The organism is Mycobacterium sp. NGS27 (assembly GCF_059813005.1).
This window is the reverse complement of record NZ_JCALDT010000001.1, coordinates 86,760-105,598: the sequence shown is the minus strand read 5'-3', so window position 1 is coordinate 105,598 and position 18,839 is coordinate 86,760. Positions and strand designations below refer to the sequence as shown.

Genomic DNA, 18,839 nt, shown 5'->3' with positions numbered 1-18,839 from the left:
ACATGCGGGCGTAGCTCAATGGTAGAGCCCTAGTCTTCCAAACTAGCTACGCGGGTTCGATTCCCGTCGCCCGCTCGGGCTAACTATCTGCTCGATAGAAAGGCGCCATGAGCGACCTGTTGACCGACGCGTCGATCCATGGCTCATGCGCCTCGGATTACGTCGGAGTTCGCGACGCGTTCGAGCGCAATTTCACGCAAGGCGATGAAGTCGGCGCGGCCGTGGCCGTGTGGGTCGATGGGACTCTGGTCGTCGATCTGTGGGGCGGCTGGGCCGACGCCGCCCGTACCCGGCCGTGGCAGCAGAACACCCTGACCACCGTGTTGTCCGGCACGAAGGGCCTGTCGTCCACCTGCGTGCACCAGCTCGCCGACCGCGGGGAGCTGGACCTGCAGGCTCCGGTCGCGCACTACTGGCCCGAGTTCGCCCAGGCGGGCAAACAGGACATCACGCTGGCGATGGTGATGAGCCACCGATCCGGCGTCATCGGCCCCCGCACGCGCCTGCGGTGGGAAGAGGTCGCCGACTGGGGCTACGTCTGCGAACAACTGGCCGCCGCCGAGCCGTGGTGGAAGCCGGACACCGCGCAGGGCTACCACATGACCACCTTCGGTTTCATCGTGGGCGAGGTGTTCCGCCGAGTCACGGGCCGGACCATCGGCCAGTACCTGCGCACCGAGATCGCCGAACCGCTGGGCGCCGACGTCCATATCGGGTTGCCGTTGAGCGAGCAACACCGCTGCGCCGAGCGGGTCAACAAGCCGCACGCCCGCGATCTGCTGGCCGACGCGAAGGCACCCGAATACCCGACCAGCCTGGCTGAGCACCCGAAGGCGGGGCTATCCATCGCGATGGGGTTCGCCCCCGATGACGAGCTCGGCTCGCACGATCTGAATCTGTGGCGCGAACTCGAGTTCCCTGGCACCAACGGGCAGGTGTCAGCGCTGGGGTTGGCGACGTTCTACAACGCTCTCGCTCAGGAGAAGGTGCTCAGCCGCGAGCACATGGATCTGGTGCGGGTGTGCCGGGGTGGGCAGGACACCGATTTAGTACTCGGGCCGCGGGTCGCCGATCACGGCTGGGGGCTGGGTTACATGCTCAACCAGCGGTGCGTCAACGGGCCCAACCCCCGGATCTTCGGCCATGGCGGACTGGGCGGCTCGTTCGGGTTCGTCGACCTGGAGCACCGCATCGGCTACGCCTATGTGGCCAATCACTTCGACCCGACCAAGGCCAACGCTGACCCCCGCAGTCTGGTCCTGTCCAACGAGGTCTACTCAGTGCTCGGAGTCGTCTAGCGCTCGACAGCGCTAGTGGCCGCCGCCGCCTCCACCGCCGCCGTGCCCGCCACCGCCGCCGGGTCCACCGCCGCCGGGTCCACCGCCGCCGGGTCCACCGCCGCCGGGTCCGGGACCGAGGTCTCCGCCGTTCCCCCATCCGGGACCGGGCCCCGGGACATTGCAATAGGGCCCGTTTCCCGGGTTCCAGGTCTCGCCGGGATTGCACGGGTAGTTCGGGAAGGACGTCACTTGTGCCTGAGCACCGCTCGCGGCACCCAGTCCGACCAGCCCCAGACCTGCCGAAAGCGTGGCCGTGGCCGCAACGGCACGTATCGATTTCTTCATCTAGGAGCCGTACCCGGCCGGTGGCGCACGAAACGGAATCGTGTGGAGCCTCGATGCCCGGCCGTCGACGCTGTTATGTCTGGCAGGTGGGGCACCAGAAGACGTTGCGGCCCTCCAGCACCGTCGTGCGGATCGGATCGCCCGACACCCGGCACGGTTCGCCGGCGCGCCGATAGACGTAGGTGCGGGGCCGATCGGGCCGATACGACGGCGCGCCGTGGTCGTGCTCGGGCCGCACCACGATGATCTTGCCCCGGCGCAATCCGACCTTCATTAGCGCGACCAGGTCGGTCCAGGCCGCATCGAATTCGTCCTCGCCGACGTCACGGCCGAGCCGGAACGGGTCGATGCCGTGGCGGAACAGCAACTCGCTGCGATAGACATTGCCGACGCCGGCCATCACCGTCTGATCCATCAGCAGCGCGCCAATGGGCCTGCGGGACTTGGCAATCCGCTGCCACGCCCACGACGGATCGGCGTCGCCGCGCAGCGGGTCGGGGCCCAGCCGGGCCAGCACGTCGCTGACCTGGCCTTCGTCGATGACTTCGCACACCGTCGGGCCGCGCAGGTCGGTGCCGTGGTCGGCGCCGATCATGCGCATCCGCACCTGCCCGACCGCCTCGGGGAACAACCCGTCACCGGGCCGTTCCCATTCGGTGAAGGCACCGTACAGCCCGAGATGCACGTGCACGATGGGGCCGCCGGCGTAGTGGTGAAACAGGTGTTTGCCCCACGCGCTGGTGCGCTGCAGCACGCGCCCGTCGACCACCGCGGCCGAGTCAGCGAAGCGGCCCTGTGGGCTGGACACCGCGACGGGGGCGCCGGCGTAACGGCGTTGGTGCAGCCGGGCCAGCCGGTGCAGGGTATGCCCTTCGGGCACGCGCAGACCTTTCGGGCGTCAACCCGCCGCGCCGGGCACCGGCGGGGCTTGATGGGTGCATTCGTATTCGGCGAGGATGTCGATACGCCGTTGGTGGCGTTCGGCTCTCGACCACGGCGTGGTCAAGAAGGCATCGACGATGGCCAGCGCCTCGGCCACGGTGTGCATGCGGCCGCCGATGCCGATCAGTTGGGCGTTGTTGTGTTCGCGGGCCAGGGTCGCCGTCTCGACGCTCCAGGCCAGCGCGCAGCGGGCGCCGGGGACCTTGTTCGCGGCGATCTGCTCGCCGTTGCCCGACCCCCCCAGCACGATGCCCAGGCTGTCCGGATCGGCCACGGTGCGTGTCGCGGCGGCGATACAGAAGGCCGGGTAGTCGTCTTCGGCGTCGTAACTGAAGGCGCCGCAATCGATCGGCTCGTGCCCGGATTTTTTGAGGTGGTCGGTGATCTGCTGCTTGAGCTCGAATCCGGCGTGGTCAGAGCCGAGGTAGACGCGCATGCCCGCAATCCTTACACAGCCCGCCTCCGGGCCGGCGGCGGCGATCGCGCGGGATCGCCGCCCGACCCGGTCAGTCGAACTCGGGCTTCTCGGTGCGGGTGCGCTTGAGCTCGAAGAAGTGCGGGTAGGACGCGAAGGTGACCGAGGCGTCCCACAGCTTGCCCGCTTCCTCCCCGCGCGGAATCTTGGAGAGCACCGGCCCGAAGAACGCCACATCGTTGACGTGAATGGTCGGGGTGCCGACGTCGTCGCCCACCGGATCCATGCCGGCGTGGTGGCTCTTGCGCAGCGCCTCGTCGTACTCGTCGCTGTTCGCGGCCTCCGCCAACTCGGCCGGCAGGCCCGCGTCGGCCAGCGCCAGCTTGATCACGTCATCGAGCTCTTTGTTGCCCTCGTTGTGGATCCGCGTTCCCATCGCGGTGTACAGCGGCCGCAAAACCTCGGGCCCGTGGGCCTGCTCAGCGGCGATCGCCACCCGCACCGGGCCGAAGGCCTTCGCCAGCCGTTCGCGGTATTCGTCGGGCAGACCCTCACGGTTCTCGTTCAGCACCGCCAGGCTCATCACGTGAAAGTTGACGTCGATGTCGCGAACCTTCTCCACCTCGAGAATCCAGCGCGAGGTGATCCACGCCCACGGACACAGCGGATCGAACCAGAAATCGGCTTTGTTCTTCGCGGCGGCGCTCTCAGGCATGGCGAATCCTTTCGTGAAGTTGAAAGTCTGATCTGCACAACCGTAGGCGTCTACGTCCTGTTCCCGATTTGCCCGACCCGTAAGTTGGACATGTGGCTCTCCCCAACCTCACCCGCGAACAAGCCGTCGAGCGCGCCGCCCTGATCACCGTCGCCAGCTACCAGATCGACCTCGATCTCACCGACGGCTCCGGCGCGCCCGGCGAACGGACCTTCCGCTCGGTCACCACCGTGGTGTTCGACGCGCTCGCCGGCGCCGACTCGGTCATCGACATCGCCGCCGACACCATCCGCAGCGCCACGCTCAACGGGCGCGATCTGGACGTCTCGGGCTACGACGAGTCGGCGGGCATCCCGCTGCGCGGGCTGGCCGACCGCAACGTCGTCGTCGTCGATGCGGACTGCCGCTACTCCAACACCGGTGAGGGTCTGCATCGGTTCGTCGACCCGGTCGACAACGAGACCTACCTGTACTCCCAGTTCGAAACGGCCGATGCCAAGCGCATGTTCGCGTGCTTCGACCAGCCGGACCTGAAGGCGACGTTCGACGTGCGGGTCGCCGCGCCCACGCATTGGAAGGTGATCTCCAACGGCGAGACGGTGTCGGTGAACGACGGCCTGCACACCTTCGCCACCACCCCGCGGATGAGCACCTACCTGGTCGCCTTGATCGCAGGCCCCTACGCCGAGTGGAACGACACCTACACCGACGAGCACGGCGAGATCCCGCTGGGCATCTTCTGCCGGTCCTCGCTGGCCCAACACATGGACGCCGAGCGGCTGTTCACCCAGACCAAACAGGGATTTGGCTTCTACCACAAGAACTTCGGCATGCCCTACGCCTTCGGGAAATACGATCAGCTGTTCGTTCCCGAATTCAACGCCGGCGCAATGGAAAACGCGGGCGCGGTGACGTTCCTCGAGGACTACGTTTTTCGCAGCAAGGTCACCCGGGCCTCCTACGAGCGGCGCGCCGAGACCGTGCTCCACGAGATGGCGCACATGTGGTTCGGGGACCTGGTCACCATGACGTGGTGGGACGACCTGTGGCTGAACGAGTCGTTCGCCACCTTCGCATCGGTGCTGTGCCAAAGCGAGGCAACCGAATTCACCGAGGCGTGGACGACGTTCGCGACGGTCGAGAAGTCATGGGCCTACCGCCAGGATCAGTTGCCGTCGACGCACCCGATCGCCGCCGACATCCCCGACCTGGCCGCAGTCGAGGTGAACTTCGACGGCATCACCTATGCCAAGGGGGCGTCGGTGCTCAAGCAGCTCGTCGCCTACGTCGGGCTGGAGCACTTCCTGGCCGGGCTGCGCGATTACTTCCGCGCCCACGCCTTCGGCAACGCCACGTTCGACGATCTGGTCGCCGCCTTGGAGCGGGCGTCGGGACGTGATCTGTCCGACTGGGGTCAGCAGTGGCTGAAGACGACCGGGCTGAACACGTTGCGGGCGGAGTTCGACGTCGACGGCAACGCCGAGTTCACCCGGTTCGCGGTGACCCAGAGCGGCGCCGCGCCGGGTGCCGGCGAGACCCGCGTGCACCGGCTGGCGGTCGGGATCTATGACGACGACGGGACCGGCAAGCTGGTGCGGGTGCACCGCGAGGAACTCGACGTCGAGGGGCCCGTCACGGAAATCCCTGGGCTGGTTGGTGTTTCGCGGGGCCGGCTGGTGCTGGTCAATGACGACGACCTGACCTATTGCTCGTTGCGACTGGACGCCGAGTCGCTGAGCACCGCGCTGGAGCGCATCGCCGACATCGCCGAGCCGCTGCCGCGGTCGCTGGTCTGGTCGGCGGCCTGGGAGATGACGCGCGAGGCCGAATTGCGCGCCCGCGACTTCGTGGCCCTGGTGATGGGCGGCGTGCACGCCGAGTCCGAAGTGGGTGTGGCACAGCGGTTGTTGCTGCAGGCGCAGACGGCCCTGACGTCATACGCGGAGCAGGGCTGGGCGCGCGAGCACGGCTGGCCGCGGTTCGCCGACCGGCTGCTGGAGCTGGCACGCGGCGCGCAGCCCGGCTCAGATCACCAACTCGCCTTCGTCAACACGCTGTGCTCGTCGGTGCTGTCGGCCAGTCATGTTGCGACGCTGGCGAACCTGCTCGACCGCGACCCCGCCGAGTCGGGCCTGGCGGGCCTCGAGGTCGACACGGACCTGCGGTGGCGGATCGTCACGGCGCTGGCCACCGCGGGCGAGGTCGACGCCGACGGACCCGCGACACCGTTCATCGATGCCGAGATTCAGCGCGACCCGACCGCCGCCGGCAAGCGCCACGGCGCCCAGGCCGCGACGGCTCGACCCCAGTTGCACGTCAAGGACGCAGCCTGGACGACGGTGGTCGAGGACGACACCCTGGCGAACATCACCGCCCGATCGATCATCGCGGGCATCGCCCCGCCCGGGCAGGCCGAGTTGCTCAAGCCGTACACCGCGCGCTACTTCGAGGCGATCTCCGGAGTCTGGGCGCGCCGGTCCAGCGAAGTCGCCCAGACCGTCGTGATCGGCCTGTACCCGCACTGGGACATCAGCGACGACGGCGTCGCCGCCGCGGACAAGTTCCTGTCCGACCCACAGGTGCCGGCCCCGTTGCGACGCCTCGTGCTCGAGGGCCAGGCCGGAGTGAAGCGTTCGTTGCGGGCGCGCCGAGTCGACGCGGGCGAGGACTGAGCCTTAAGTCAGGCGGGCGAAATCCCGGCGCTCAGCACGCGAATCGCGCTCACCAGGCCGTCGACCAGGTCGCCGCGCTCGAACGCCGACGACGCGGCGGCCACACCCAGCGGTGCGGCCGACTCGGCGCCACGGCCGCGAACCTGCGACCCGTAGACCACCTCGATGACCTTCTGGTCGGGCGAGACGGCCAGGAGCACCGCGTTGTCCGGCGTCGGCACGTCGGCCAGGATCTCGCGGGCTCGCGCGGCGGTGTCGCTGCCCAGGTCGCCCAGATAGATCGCGAAGCGCGTCTTGGATGCCCGAGAGCCGAACTTCAGCGCATCGTCCACGGCGACCAGGTCTTTGGTCGAGAATGGGAATCGCACCGACAGTTCGCCCGGCTCGGTCACGCCGGAGATCCGTCCGCTCGTGGTGATCACCGAGCCGTGGGGCAGCCCGGCGGGTTCCCTCGTCGCTACCTCACCACGTGCCACTGGCGCCACCTCCGACTGCGAATTCCGACGTACCGTGCCCGTCATGCCCGCCGTGGGCAACGCCGACGTCTTCGCCGGTGGCCGCCCACAAGATCGGCGGATGCGTCCACTTCTCGCCCAACTTGTAGGCCGCCGGGTGGGGCCCCTTGTGGGACCAGATCAGCGCCGACAGCAGGATCACCAACAGCAGCGGTATTCCGACGATGAACAGATGGACATGCATTGGGCTCACGACGCAAACCGTATCCCACGAAGTGATCTACCGGCACGACCGGACACCCGATCGCCGATCAGGCGGCGCCCTCGTCCAGGTATCGAGCCCACGCCGGATCCAGTTCCTTGACCGTCGACAGCAGCCGCCAATGCTGCCCGGTCGGCGGCAGCGGCGGGCGGCGCAGTGCCCAGCCGAGCTCGCTGAGTAGCTTGTCGCCCTTGCGGTGGTTGCACGTCGAGCAGCACGCGACGCAGTTCTCCCAGGAATGGTCACCGCCGCGGCTGCGGGGCAGCACATGGTCGACGGTGTCCGCCTTCTTCCCGCAATAGGCGCAGCAGAACCGGTCGCGGTGCATCAGCGCGGCGCGGGTCATCGGGACGCGCGCCCGGTAAGGAACCCGAACGTAGGACCGCAGCTGGATCACCGAGGGCACCACGATCGAGCTGGTAGCCGAGTGGATGACGGGGCCGGCCGGATCGTGGTGTACCACGTCGGCTTTTCCGCAGATCACCATGACGATCGCGCGGCGCAGCGGCAGCGCGGTCAGCGGCTCATAGGTGGAATTCAGCAGCAGGACCCGCCGGCGACTCCACAGCGAAGCACCCTCCGAGCGGACGGGCGGATGGATCTCAACACTATGCAGCGACGACGCGGTTATGGGCCCGGTTGACCCTGCCGCGGCTACCTGACTGCGGTGCCTGCGGCGTCTCTTGCCCTGCGCCATAGATCCTCCGCGAACAGTCCACCATGATTCGCCGCCGATCGCACCCCTATTGCAGGTGACCGCCGTGTCGATCCGGTGAACACCAGGCATGGGGCCGGGCCGCCTCCGCTTGGTGCCGCGAGGATGCACCACAATGGACGGCGATGGATCAGGTGACAGAGTCCTTCTACGACGCGGTCGGCGGTGCCGAGACTTTCCACGCGATCGTGTCCCGCTTTTACGCCCAGGTTCCCGAAGACGAGATCCTGCGCGAGCTGTACCCGCTGGACGACCTCGAGGGCGCGGAGGAACGCTTGCGGATGTTCCTCGAGCAGTATTGGGGCGGCCCGCGCACATACTCCGACCGCCGCGGACACCCCCGACTGCGGATGCGCCACGTGCCCTTCCGCATCACTCCCCTGGCGCGCGACGCGTGGCTGCGGTGCATGCACACCGCCGTCGCGTCGATCGATTCGCAGACGCTCGACGACGAGCACCGCCGCGAGTTGCTCAACTACCTGGAGATGGCCGCCGACTCGCTGGTCAATTCGCCCTTCTAGATGCCTCGCAACCGAACGGAGCAGCATGAGCCCCGCAGCATGGTGGTCGAACGCGGTCTTTTACCAGGTCTATCCGCGATCGTTCGCCGACAGCAACGGTGACGGCGTCGGCGACATCGACGGAATCGTCGCCCATCTGGATCACCTGGAGCGGCTCGGCATCGACGCGATCTGGCTCAGCCCGGTCACCGTCTCCCCGATGGCCGACCACGGCTATGACGTCGCCGACCCGCGCGACATCGACCCCCTGTTCGGCGGGATGCCCGCGATCGACCGGCTGATCGCGGCGGCGCACCGGCGGGGCATAAAGATCACCATGGACGTGGTGCCCAACCACACCAGCTCCGCGCACCCGTGGTTCCAGGCGGCGCTGGCCGCCGGCCCGGGTACCGACGCGCGGGAGCGCTACCACTTCCGCGACGGCAAGGGGCCCGACGGGGCGCTGCCACCGAACAACTGGACGTCGGTGTTCGGCGGATCCGCCTGGACGCGGGTGGTCGAGCCGGACGGCAACCCTGGCCAGTACTACCTGCACCTCTTCGATGCCGAGCAGCCGGACCTGAATTGGGAGAATCCGGAGGTCTTCGAGGACTTCGCCACGTCGCTGCGGTTCTGGCTGGACCGGGGGGTGGACGGCTTCCGCATCGACGTGGCGCACGGGATGGCCAAGCCGCCCGGCCTGCCCGACGCCAAGGCCGACGTCAAGGTGCTGAGGCACACGGACGACGACCCGCGTTTCAACAACGCGGGTGTGCACGACATCCACCGCAAAATCCGCAAGGTCGTCGACGAGTACCCCGCTGCGGTGACCATCGGCGAGGTGTGGGTGATGGACAACCAGCTGTGGGCCGAGTACCTACGGCCCGACGAACTGCACCTGGGCTTCAATTTCCGGTTGACCAAGGTCGGCTTCGACGCCGGCGAGATCCGTGACGCCATCGAGAACTCGCTCGCGGCCACCGCGATCTATGACGCCGTCCCGACCTGGACCTTGTCGAACCATGACGTGGAACGCGAGGTGACCCGTTACGGCGGCGGCGAGGTCGGGCTGCGCAGGGCTCGGGCCATGGCGTTGGCGATGCTCGCCCTGCCGGGCACGGTGTTCATCTACAACGGCGAAGAATTGGGCCTGCCCGACGTGCTGGATCTGCCCGAGGAGGTGCTGCAGGACCCGACCTGGGAACGGTCCGGACACACCGAGCGGGGCCGCGACAAGTCCCGGGTGCCGATGCCGTGGTCGGGTCAGGAGCCGCCGTTCGGGTTCTCGTCGTCGTCGCAGACGTGGTTGCCGATGCCCGCCCAATGGGCGGCACTGACCGTCGAGAAGCAGAGCGGCGATCCCGACTCGACCCTGTCGTTCTTCCAGCGGACGATCGAATTGCGAAAGCGCCGCGCGGAATTCGACGGCGACGGCGTCGAGTGGCTGGATGCGCCCGGCGACGTGGTGATCTTCCGGCGCCCCGGTGGGCTGGTCTGCGCGCTCAACGCCGGCGAATCGCCGTTGCCGCTGCCGCCCGGCGAGCTGATGCTGGCGAGCGCACCGCTGCTGGGCGGAAAACTGCCACCCGAATCCGCGGCCTGGCTGGCGTAGCCGGTCCGCGGTCACACCGCCGAATCGACGGTGAGCATTTCGCGGCGGACTGCTCTATATGTTGTGCATGGCTTCCTACGAGTGGACAGTGATCGGTGCCGGGCCGGCGGGCATCGCCGCGGTGGGAAGGCTGCTGGATCACGGAGTCGCGGGCGAACGGATCGCCTGGATCGATCCGGCCTTCGCCGGCGGCGACATCGGCCAGAAGTGGCGGTCTGTTTCCAGCAACACCCATGTCGCGCTCTTCCTCGAGTACTTCAACGGCTCCAAGGCCTTTCGGTTCTCCGAAGCACCGCCGATGCCGCTCAAGGAGATCGATCCACAAGAGACTTGTGCGCTCGGCCTGGTCGCCGAACCCCTGGTGTGGATCACCGAGCAGTTGCGTGAGCAGGTCGACGCCTTGACGACGACCGCCACCGCGCTGTTCTTGGCGAACAGGCAATGGCGGGTCGAGACCGAACAGCGCGACATCTTCGCCAAGAACGTGATCCTCGCCGTCGGCGCAGATCCCAAAAAGCTTTGCCACCCCGACCTCGAGGAGATCGACGTCCAGGTCGCCCTGGACCCCGACAGGCTGGCCGAAGAATCACTCGAAGGGGCGACGGTCGCCGTGTTCGGCTCGTCGCACTCGTCGATGATCGTGCTGCCGAACCTGCTGCGCCACCCCGTCAAACGCATCATCAATTTCTACCGAAGCCCCCTGAAATACGCTGTCTATCTGGATGATTGGATCCTGTTTGACGACACAGGGCTGAAGGGCCAGGCGGCCGTCTGGGCGCGCGAGAACATCGACGGGGCACTCCCCGACGGCCTCGAACGCTGCTGGGTATCGAGCCCGCAATTCGACGAGAAACTGGCGCAATGCGACCGCGTGGTCTACACCGTCGGTTTCGAACGCAGAAAGTTGCCCGAGACGCCGCAGTGGGGGCGGCTGGACTACAACCGCATCAACGGAATACTGGCCCCCGGCCTGTTCGGGGTGGGCATCGCGTTCCCCCAGTACGCCGAAGACCCCTACGGCTACGGGCAGTTTCGCGTGGGCCTGAAGAAGTTCATGGACCATCTCGACGCCGTGCTGCCGCTGTGGCTGCGCTACGGCCCTGAGCCGCGTGCTGAGCCCGGCCCGCATTCGGCTTAAACTCAGCGTGATCCGTTTGAGAAATCGCTCACGACCGGTTCGCGTCAGCCCAGCAGCAGCGCGGGATCGCCGCGGCGGCGATACACCGAACCGAACCGGGCGTCCAGACGCAACCACGTCGGCAATATCCGGACCCGGATCAATTCGTCGGCGGCGACCGCATCGGGCGACTGCGGCAAAAACCCCATCGCGGTCAACGCGAACACGCAGCGCATAGGTAGCCCGACGCGCACATCGGCCGAGCTCACCTGAACGACCTCCTGATCGAGCAGCGACACCGGCGGGCCATGAGAACCGCTGTGCTGCTTGGCGAGTTGCGCACCGCGTTGCGCCAAGTCCAGCATCACCCGGGCCGGTATGTCCTCGAGGTGGGTGAAGCCGGTTTCCGGCGGCAACGCACCGCGCCACGCCGAATCCATCGCGAAGCCGGGATCGACGTAACCCGAGGCGTCCATCGCGGAAAGGCCGCGCGCCAGCGCGTCCGCGCCCACCGACAGATCGCCGGGCCGCGCCTCGCCGACCACCACCCTGCTGGCCAGCACGTCGAAACCCGTTGCTACCCAGGCCGTCAGCAGCCCCGGGGATCGGGTTCGGAATCGGATGATCGCGGCATCATCGAGTCGCAGTGCGCGGTCGACGAACGCTGCCAGATCCCTGCGGTGGGCGTCCATGGCGTCGGCGCCCAGCCATAATCCTCGCTCGGCTACCTGATCCAACGTTGCAAGTACTCCCGATGTTGTGGCGAGAGGCGCACCAGTCGCTCCTCCTCGATATGCACGGCGGCCAGTTGCGACTCGGCGATGACGGCGGGCTTCGACTCCGGATCCGCGCCGACCGAGCGCACCTCGTAGCCCAGCGTGAAGTCGACCGCCCGCAACCGCTTGGTCCACATGGTCACCTGCAGCGGCGAATCCACCAGCCGCAGCTGGCCTTTGTAGGTCACCTTGACCTCGGCGATGAGCAACCCGATGGTCAAGATATCGACCTCGAACGCCTCTCGGAGGAACTGGACGCGCGCCTCCTCGAGGATCGTGACCATGGTGGCGTGGTTGACGTGCTGATACATGTCGATGTCCGACCAGCGCACTGGCACGGGCGCGACGAAGCCGACGCTCAACTTGATGATCCTCTTCCACTGGTGCGGGTCATGCGACGGATTTGCCGCGCGGCGACCGACAGTGTCGCGAGATCCCGGTTCCCGCTTTCCTGGATCTCGATCAGCGTTCGGCGGGCCCGCTCGACTCTGGAGGCACTCAGGTGCTCCCACTCGGCGATCTTCTCTTCACCACTTTCGTCCGGCTCCCCTACGGCCAGCACATCGAAGCACAGCGATCGCAGCGAGGCATAGATGTCGTCACGAATCGCCAAGCGCGCCAGGGAGTGCCAGCGGTCGCGTCGAGGCAGTTCGGATACCGCCGTCAGGAGCCCGTCGGTGCCGAGCCGGTCCATGAGCGCGAAGTAGGTATCGGCGACCTCGGCGGCGTCGATGTCGCTGATGTCGCCGATGTCGATGATGTCGAGCAGGCTGAAGCGGTAGAGCCCGGCGGCCACCGAATAGGCGAGGTCTTCTGGCGCGCCCTGGGAGGTGAATTCCGCGGCTTCCTTTTCGACGATGGCCTTGTCGTCACCGCGCAGCCACTCCGACATGCGCGGCGTCAGCGCCTGGACCTTGGCGGCGAACCGGTTGATCTCGGCGCCGACCGCCAGCGGCTGCGGACGGTAGTTGAGCAGCCAGCGCCCCGCCCGGTCGATCAGCCGCCGGGTGTCCAGCGTAAGCCGATCCGACAGTGCGACAGGAAGATTCGCCGCGCGGATGCGCCGCCATATCGCTCCCACCCCGAAGATGGCGTCGGTGGCGACATAGGTGCGCACCGCGTCGACCGACCCGACGCCAACGTCCTCGACGATCCGGAAGGCGTAGCTGATCCCGGCGGCGTCCACCAGGTCGTTGATCAGCATGGTGGTGACGATCTCGCGGCGCAGCTGATGCGCGCGGATCTCCGGAGTGAACCGCTCCCGCAAGGGTTTTGGGAAGTACAGCGGTAGTCGGGAGGCGAACACATCCTGCTCGGTCAGCTCCGTCTCGAGCATCTCCTCCTTGAGACCCAGCTTCACGTGGGCCATCAGGGTGCACATCTCCGGTGAGGTGAGCCCGATGCCGGCCTCGGCGCGCCGCGCGATCTCCTTCTCCGAGGGCAGTGCTTCCAGGTCGCGGTGGATGCCGCGCTGGTCGACCAGGTACTGAATCATCATGGCGTGCACGGGCAGCAGGCTCGCCGCGTTCGCGCGGCTGGTGCCGATCAGGTCGTTCTGGTCTTCGTTGTCGGCGAGCACCAGCTGCGCGACCTCGTCGGTCATCGACTCCAGCAGCGGTTTTCGCTCCTCGGGTTCGACCTTGCCGGCGGTCACCAGGGAGTCGATCAGGATTTTGATGTTGACCTCGTGGTCCGAACAGTCCACACCGGCCGAATTGTCCATGGCGTCGGTGTTGATCCGGCCACCCGCCAAGTCGAACTCGACGCGACCCAGCGCGGTCACCCCCAGGTTGCCGCCTTCGCCGATCACCTTGGCGCGCAACTGGCTTCCGTTGACCCGGACCGGATCGTTGGCGCGGTCGCCGACGTCGGCGTCGGATTCGGACTCCGCCTTGATGTAGGTGCCGATGCCGCCATTGAAGAGCAGGTCCACCGGCGCCTGCAGAATCGCCTTGATCAGATTGGGCGGGGTCATCTCGGTGGCCCCCTCCTCCGGCCCCTCGATGCCCAACGCAGCGCGGGCCTGCGGGCTGACCGAAATCGCCTTGTGCTCACGGCTGTACACCCCGCCGCCCGCACTGATCAGCGACGCGTCGTAATCCTCCCAGCTGGACCGCGGCAGGTCGAACATCCGTTGGCGTTCCTCCCACGAACGCGCGGCGTCGGGGTCGGGATCCAGGAAGATGTGTCGGTGGTCGAAGGCGGCGAGCAGCCTGATGTGCTTGCTCAGCAGCATGCCGTTGCCGAAGACGTCGCCGCTCATGTCGCCGATGCCCACCACGGTGAAGTCCTCGGTCTGCGTGTCGACGTCCATCTCGCGGAAGTGCCGTTTGACGGCCTCCCAAGCACCCTTGGCGGTGATACCCATGGCCTTGTGGTCGTATCCGACCGACCCGCCGGAGGCGAACGCGTCACCCAGCCAGAATCCGTAGGACTTCGCGACATCGTTGGCGATGTCGGAGAAGGTGGCGGTGCCTTTGTCCGCCGCCACCACCAGGTATGCGTCGTCGCCGTCGCGCCGAATGACTTCCGTTGGGGGGCTGACCTTCCCGGTCGCGTGGTCGACGTTGTCGGTGACATCGAGCAGGCCGGAGATGAACAGCTGGTAGCAGGCGACCCCCTCGGCGCGGCTGGCCTCGCGGTCGGCCGCGGCATCGCCGGTGGGCAGCGGGGGCCGCTTGAGGACGAATCCCCCCTTGGCGCCCACCGGCACGATGACGGCGTTCTTGACCGCTTGGGCTTTGACCAGGCCCAGGATTTCGGTGCGGAAGTCGTCGCGACGGTCAGACCAGCGCAGGCCGCCGCGGGCCACCGGCCCGAACCGCAGGTGCACGCCTTCGACCCGGGGCGAGTAGACGAAGATCTCGTATTTCGGGCGCGGCAGCGGTAGCTCGTCGACCAGCTGGGCGTCCAGCTTGATCGCCAGCACGTTGCGGGCCCGCGCCGAACCCTCCCTTGTGACAAAGTAATTGGTGCGCAACGTGGCCTGCACCAGCGATGCGAAGGCCCGCAGGATGCGATCGGTGTCCAGGCCCACCAGCGCGTCGATGTCTGCGGCGACCGCCCCGGCGGCGGCCTGCGCATCGCGGTTCGCCGACGAATCGGGGCTCGGGTCGAACAGCGCCTCGAACAGCGCGACCAGCGATCGTGCGGTCGAGGGGTGTTCGTTGAGCACCGACTCTATGTGGGACTGGCTGTAGGGAAAGTTCGCCTGCCGCAGATACTTTGCGTAGGCCCGCAACAGCACGACCTGCTGCCATTGCAGGCCCGCGCGCATCACCAACTCGTTGAACCGGTCGATCTCGAGGCGGCCCTGCCAGATCGCGGTGACCGCGTCGGCGAACCGCTCCGCCATCGCGTCGCGCTCTGCTTGCGTCGAGGCCAGCCGAACGGTGGGGTGCGGTGAGATTTTGAACTGATAGATCCACACCGGCAGGCCATCGGACCGGTTGACCGTGAACGGGCGCTCCTCGAGCACCACCACACCCATGCTCTGCAGCATCGGCAACAGCTGGCTCAGCGAGGCGGTGCGTCCCCCCATGAACCAGGTCAGCTGCGCGGTCCCGTCGTCGCCTTCGACGAACACCAGCTTGACCGAGTTGTCCTGCAGCCCATTGATGATGGCGATGTGGTCGATGGCATCGGCCGGGGTGACGGCTTGCTTGTAAACTTCGGGGAAGGCGGCCGCGTAGTACTCGGCGTCGGCGTGCCCCACCGAGCCGTCGGCGGCCGCGGCGACCAGCCGGTCGGTCCAGGTTCGCGCGGCTTCGCTCAGCAACGCCTGAATGCGGATCCGGTTGTCTTCGGAAACGTCGACCGGCGCCGAGTCGGGCGCATCGGAAGGCAGACGAACCATGAAATGCATTAGTGCCCAAGGTGATTCGCTGACCCGCGCGGTGAACTCCAATCGGGTGCCACCGAATTCGTGCACCAGGATGTCTTCGATCTGCAGCCGCACCGCCGTGGTGTAGCGATCGCGGGGCAGATACACCAGGCAGGAAACGAAATACTGCAGGCGGTCGGCGCGCAGAAACAGCAACGCGTTTCGTTGCGGTCCCAGATCCACCACCGCCTTGGCCATCGCCAGCAGTCGTTCGGCGCTGAGCGTGAACAGCTCCGAGCGGGGAACGGTCTGGATGACGTCGAGCAGCAGCTGGCCCGGGTGTATCGGGTCGCTGTCGGCCATGGCCAGCGCTTCGCGGACCCGGCGCGAAATCGTCGGAATCTCTAAGACATCGGCGTTCATCGCGGCCACCGTGAACAGCCCGACGAAGCGGTGCTCGATCGCGGCGCCGTCGACATATTCGCGAACCGCGATGGCGTACGGGTAGGCGCCGTAGCGCAGGTAACTGCCGACCACGGACTGCGCCAACACCAGCATCCTGTCGTCGTCGGTCAGCCGGGGGCGCGAGCCGGTGCGGGTGCGCAGGACGCCGAGGCCGGGCGTCCCGTCGCCGGAGACCTGCCCGTCGTGCACGTGGCACCGCTGGTAGCCGAGCAGCAGGAAGTTTCCGTTGACCAGCCACCGCAGCAGCGCGGCGACGTCGTCGCGGTCCGGCGCCGAGAAGTGGTCGTCGGCGTTGGCCTCGACTTGGGCGGCCAGATCGTTCAGCGCGGCGATCAAACTCGCCGCGTCGCTGGCGACCTGTTGAACGTCGGCCAGCACCTTGGGCAGCAGCCGTTCGACCTCGTTGAGCCCCTTGCTGTCGACCGACGGCAGCAGCTGCACGTGTATCCACGCCTCGCCGGCGTACTGCGATGCGCCTTCCGCTTTCGCCTCGACGCGCAGCAGGTCCCCCTCGGGGCTGCGCTTGACTTCGAACACCGGCGTCATGATTGCCGTGTACGGCACCCCGAGCCGGTGTAGCAACACGGTCACGGAGTCCATCAGCATGCCGCCGTGATCGGTGACCACTTGCAGGGCGGGGCCGAACCCGGCTGGGTCTTCCGCGGAGTACACCGCGACGCGGCTTTCGCCGTCGGGGCGGTGCAGGCCGAGTCGATAGTGCGCGCTCAGCATGGCCGGGGTCACGATGGCCGTCGGCACGGTCAGGTCGATGGGCCTGGTTTCCGCGCCCCCCGGCTCGTCGCTATGCGGACCCCGATAGCTCTCTACGTAGGCTTTCGAGATCCACTCAGGAATGTCCTGTTGCTTGCTGAAGCTGGTCCACGGCTCGAGACCTTGTCGGGCTCCGGGATCGATCGTCATGCCGATAGCTCCCAACTCACGACGGTTGTCAGTGCGCTCTGTCGCCCCGTTCCGTGGCACTGCGGGGCAGAGCTGACACTAGTCCCGCGTCAGCTTGCGGTGGGTCACTCTGTGCGGCCGTGCCGCTTCGGCTCCGAGTCGCTCGATTTTGTTCTCCTCGTAGGCGCCGAAGTTGCCCTCGAACCAGAACCACTTGGCCTCGTTGTCGTCGTCACCCTCCCAAGCCAGGATGTGGGTGCAGGTGCGGTCCAGGAACCATCGGTCGTGCGAAATCACCACCGCGCAGCCGGGAAATTGCTCGAGGGCGTTCTCCAGGGAACTCAGCGTTTCGACGTCGAGATCGTTGGTGGGCTCGTCCAGCAGGATGAGGTTTCCGCCCTGCTTGAGGGTCAGCGCGAGGTTGAGCCTGTTGCGCTCGCCACCGGAGAGCACGCCGGCCGGCTTCTGCTGGTCTGGGCCCTTGAACCCGAACGCCGACACGTAGGCCCGCGACGGCACTTCGGTCTGGCCGACGACGATGTGATCCAGCCCGTCGGAGACGACTTCCCACACCGTCTTCTTGGGATCGATTCCGGCGCGGGTCTGGTCGACGTAACTGAGCTTGACGGTCTCGCCGACCTTGACCGTGCCGCTGTCCGGCTGCTCGAGGCCCACGATGGTTTTGAACAGCGTGGTCTTACCGACCCCGTTGGGCCCGATGACACCGACGATGCCGTTGCGCGGCAACGTGAACGAGAGGTCCTTGATCAGGGTGCGGCCGTCGTAGCCCTTGTCGAGATGGTCGACCTCGACCACGACGTTGCCCAGCCGCGGACCGACCGGGATCTGAATCTCCTCGAAGTCGAGCTTGCGCGTCTTCTCGGCCTCGGCGGCCATCTCCTCATAGCGCTGCAGCCGCGCCTTGCTCTTGGCCTGACGCGCCTTGGCCCCGGAGCGCACCCACGCCAGCTCCTCCGTCAACCGCTTCTGCAGCTTGGCGTCCTTGCGCCCCTGCACCGCCAGCCGCTCGGCCTTCTTCTCCAGGTAGGTCGAGTAGTTGCCTTCGTACGGGTAGGCGCGGCCGCGGTCCAGTTCCAGGATCCATTCGGCGACGTTGTCGAGGAAGTACCGGTCGTGGGTGACCGCCAGGATCGCGCCCGCGTAGGAGGCGAGGTGCTGCTCGAGCCATTGCACGCTCTCGGCGTCCAGGTGGTTGGTCGGCTCGTCGAGGAGCAGCAAGTCGGGCTTGGACAACAGCAATTTGCACAGCGCGACGCGGCGACGTTCACCACCGGACAAGTTGGTCACCGGCTCGTCGGGCGGCGGGCAGCGCAGCGCGTCCATGGCCTGCTCCAGCTGCGAATCGAGGTCCCACGCGTCGGCATGGTCGAGCTCCTCTTGCAGCCGGCCCATCTCCTCCATCAACTCGTCGGAGTAGTCGGTGGCCATCAACTCGGCGACCTCGTTGAAGCGGTCGAGCTTGACCTTGATCTCGCCCAGGCCTTCTTCGACGTTGCCGCGAACGGTCTTCTCCTCGTTCAGCGGGGGCTCCTGCAGCAGGATCCCGACGGTCGCGTCGTTGGCCAGGAAGGCGTCGCCGTTGTTGGGCTTGTCCAGGCCCGCCATGATCCGCAAGACGCTCGACTTGCCGGCGCCGTTGGGGCCAACGACACCGATCTTGGCGCCTGGATAGAAGCTCAACGTGACGTCGTCCAGGATCACCTTGTCGCCGTGCGCCTTGCGGACCTTTTTCATCGTGTAGATGAACTCAGCCATGCCGCGGTTATGCCTTTCTGGTGCAGTGATCTCGCGGACCATCCTAGGCATCGCGCGGCAGCCGCGGCC

At 67.0% G+C, this 18,839-nt stretch carries 16 protein-coding genes and 1 tRNA gene; 6 read left to right on the top strand and 11 right to left on the bottom strand.

Features of this window, described 5'->3' with window-relative positions:
- Positions 1–4: 4 nt before the first annotated feature.
- Both AC5Y30_RS00425 and AC5Y30_RS00420 read left to right on the top strand, forming a co-directional pair.
- Positions 5–75: transfer RNA gene (locus tag AC5Y30_RS00425), tRNA-Gly, on the top strand.
- A gap of 32 nt (positions 76–107) precedes the next feature.
- Positions 108–1,298, top strand: a complete 1,191-nt coding sequence (locus tag AC5Y30_RS00420; RefSeq protein ID WP_499915351.1) for a serine hydrolase domain-containing protein — start codon at positions 108–110, stop codon at positions 1,296–1,298.
- Here AC5Y30_RS00420 and AC5Y30_RS00415 read toward each other — a convergent pair.
- The 4 genes from AC5Y30_RS00415 to AC5Y30_RS00400 form a co-directional block, all read right to left on the bottom strand.
- Complete coding sequence (locus tag AC5Y30_RS00415; RefSeq protein WP_499915350.1) at positions 1,295–1,459, bottom strand: hypothetical protein; 165 nt, start codon at positions 1,457–1,459, stop codon at positions 1,295–1,297. The genes AC5Y30_RS00420 and AC5Y30_RS00415 overlap by 4 nt on opposite strands.
- Before the next feature lie 239 nt (positions 1,460–1,698).
- Positions 1,699–2,505, bottom strand: coding sequence for an Fpg/Nei family DNA glycosylase (locus tag AC5Y30_RS00410; protein ID WP_499915348.1), 807 nt, complete (start codon positions 2,503–2,505; stop codon positions 1,699–1,701).
- An 18-nt stretch (positions 2,506–2,523) separates the two neighbouring features.
- Positions 2,524–3,003: a ribose-5-phosphate isomerase gene (locus AC5Y30_RS00405; RefSeq protein WP_499915346.1), complete on the bottom strand. Its 480-nt coding sequence runs from the start codon at positions 3,001–3,003 to the stop codon at positions 2,524–2,526.
- Between the two features lie 70 nt (positions 3,004–3,073).
- A complete protein-coding gene (locus tag AC5Y30_RS00400; RefSeq protein WP_499915344.1) occupies positions 3,074–3,697 on the bottom strand; it encodes a mycothiol-dependent nitroreductase Rv2466c family protein in 624 nt (207 codons plus the stop codon).
- A gap of 92 nt (positions 3,698–3,789) precedes the next feature.
- On the opposite strand from AC5Y30_RS00400, the gene pepN reads away from it, so the two are divergent.
- On the top strand, positions 3,790–6,369 hold the full coding sequence (pepN, locus tag AC5Y30_RS00395; RefSeq protein WP_499915342.1) for an aminopeptidase N: 2,580 nt from the start codon (positions 3,790–3,792) through the stop codon (positions 6,367–6,369).
- Between the two features lie 8 nt (positions 6,370–6,377).
- Here the strand turns inward: pepN and AC5Y30_RS00390 are convergent, their stop codons facing one another.
- The 3 genes from AC5Y30_RS00390 to AC5Y30_RS00380 all read right to left on the bottom strand — a co-directional run bounded on the left by AC5Y30_RS00390 (position 6,378) and on the right by AC5Y30_RS00380 (position 7,783).
- The gene (locus AC5Y30_RS00390) at positions 6,378–6,845 is read right to left on the bottom strand and encodes a DUF5130 domain-containing protein (protein WP_499915340.1); all 468 of its coding nucleotides are present in this window, start codon (positions 6,843–6,845) and stop codon (positions 6,378–6,380) included.
- On the bottom strand, positions 6,832–7,068 hold the full coding sequence (gene ctaJ, locus AC5Y30_RS00385; protein ID WP_499916684.1) for an aa3-type cytochrome oxidase subunit CtaJ: 237 nt from the start codon (positions 7,066–7,068) through the stop codon (positions 6,832–6,834). The genes AC5Y30_RS00390 and ctaJ overlap by 14 nt, the downstream gene beginning before the upstream one ends.
- A gap of 67 nt (positions 7,069–7,135) precedes the next feature.
- The gene (locus AC5Y30_RS00380) at positions 7,136–7,783 is read right to left on the bottom strand and encodes an HNH endonuclease (protein WP_499915338.1); all 648 of its coding nucleotides are present in this window, start codon (positions 7,781–7,783) and stop codon (positions 7,136–7,138) included.
- Between the two features lie 152 nt (positions 7,784–7,935).
- On the opposite strand from AC5Y30_RS00380, the gene AC5Y30_RS00375 reads away from it, so the two are divergent.
- The 3 genes from AC5Y30_RS00375 to AC5Y30_RS00365 all read left to right on the top strand — a co-directional run bounded on the left by AC5Y30_RS00375 (position 7,936) and on the right by AC5Y30_RS00365 (position 11,051).
- Positions 7,936–8,322: a globin gene (locus AC5Y30_RS00375; protein ID WP_156745326.1), complete on the top strand. Its 387-nt coding sequence runs from the start codon at positions 7,936–7,938 to the stop codon at positions 8,320–8,322.
- 25 nt (positions 8,323–8,347) lie between these two features.
- On the top strand, positions 8,348–9,913 hold the full coding sequence (locus tag AC5Y30_RS00370) for a glycoside hydrolase family 13 protein (RefSeq protein ID WP_499915336.1): 1,566 nt from the start codon (positions 8,348–8,350) through the stop codon (positions 9,911–9,913).
- Positions 9,914–10,001: 88 nt separating this feature from the next.
- Entirely contained in the window at positions 10,002–11,051 is a 1,050-nt protein-coding gene (locus AC5Y30_RS00365; protein ID WP_499916681.1) for an FAD-dependent oxidoreductase, read from the top strand.
- A 44-nt stretch (positions 11,052–11,095) separates the two neighbouring features.
- Here AC5Y30_RS00365 and AC5Y30_RS00360 read toward each other — a convergent pair whose 3' ends face one another.
- The 4 genes from AC5Y30_RS00360 to ettA form a co-directional block, all read right to left on the bottom strand.
- Positions 11,096–11,722: a DUF8185 domain-containing protein gene (locus AC5Y30_RS00360; RefSeq protein ID WP_499916679.1), complete on the bottom strand. Its 627-nt coding sequence runs from the start codon at positions 11,720–11,722 to the stop codon at positions 11,096–11,098.
- A gap of 32 nt (positions 11,723–11,754) precedes the next feature.
- Positions 11,755–12,168, bottom strand: a complete 414-nt coding sequence (locus AC5Y30_RS00355) for an acyl-CoA thioesterase (protein WP_499915334.1) — start codon at positions 12,166–12,168, stop codon at positions 11,755–11,757.
- Positions 12,165–17,015 carry an NAD-glutamate dehydrogenase gene (locus AC5Y30_RS00350; protein WP_499915332.1) on the bottom strand — a complete coding sequence of 1,617 codons (4,851 nt, stop codon included), beginning with the start codon at positions 17,013–17,015 and terminating at the stop codon, positions 12,165–12,167. The genes AC5Y30_RS00355 and AC5Y30_RS00350 overlap by 4 nt, the downstream gene beginning before the upstream one ends.
- A 78-nt stretch (positions 17,016–17,093) precedes the next feature.
- A complete protein-coding gene (gene ettA, locus AC5Y30_RS00345; protein ID WP_067357433.1) occupies positions 17,094–18,770 on the bottom strand; it encodes an energy-dependent translational throttle protein EttA in 1,677 nt (558 codons plus the stop codon).
- Between the last annotated feature and the right edge of the window lie 69 nt (positions 18,771–18,839).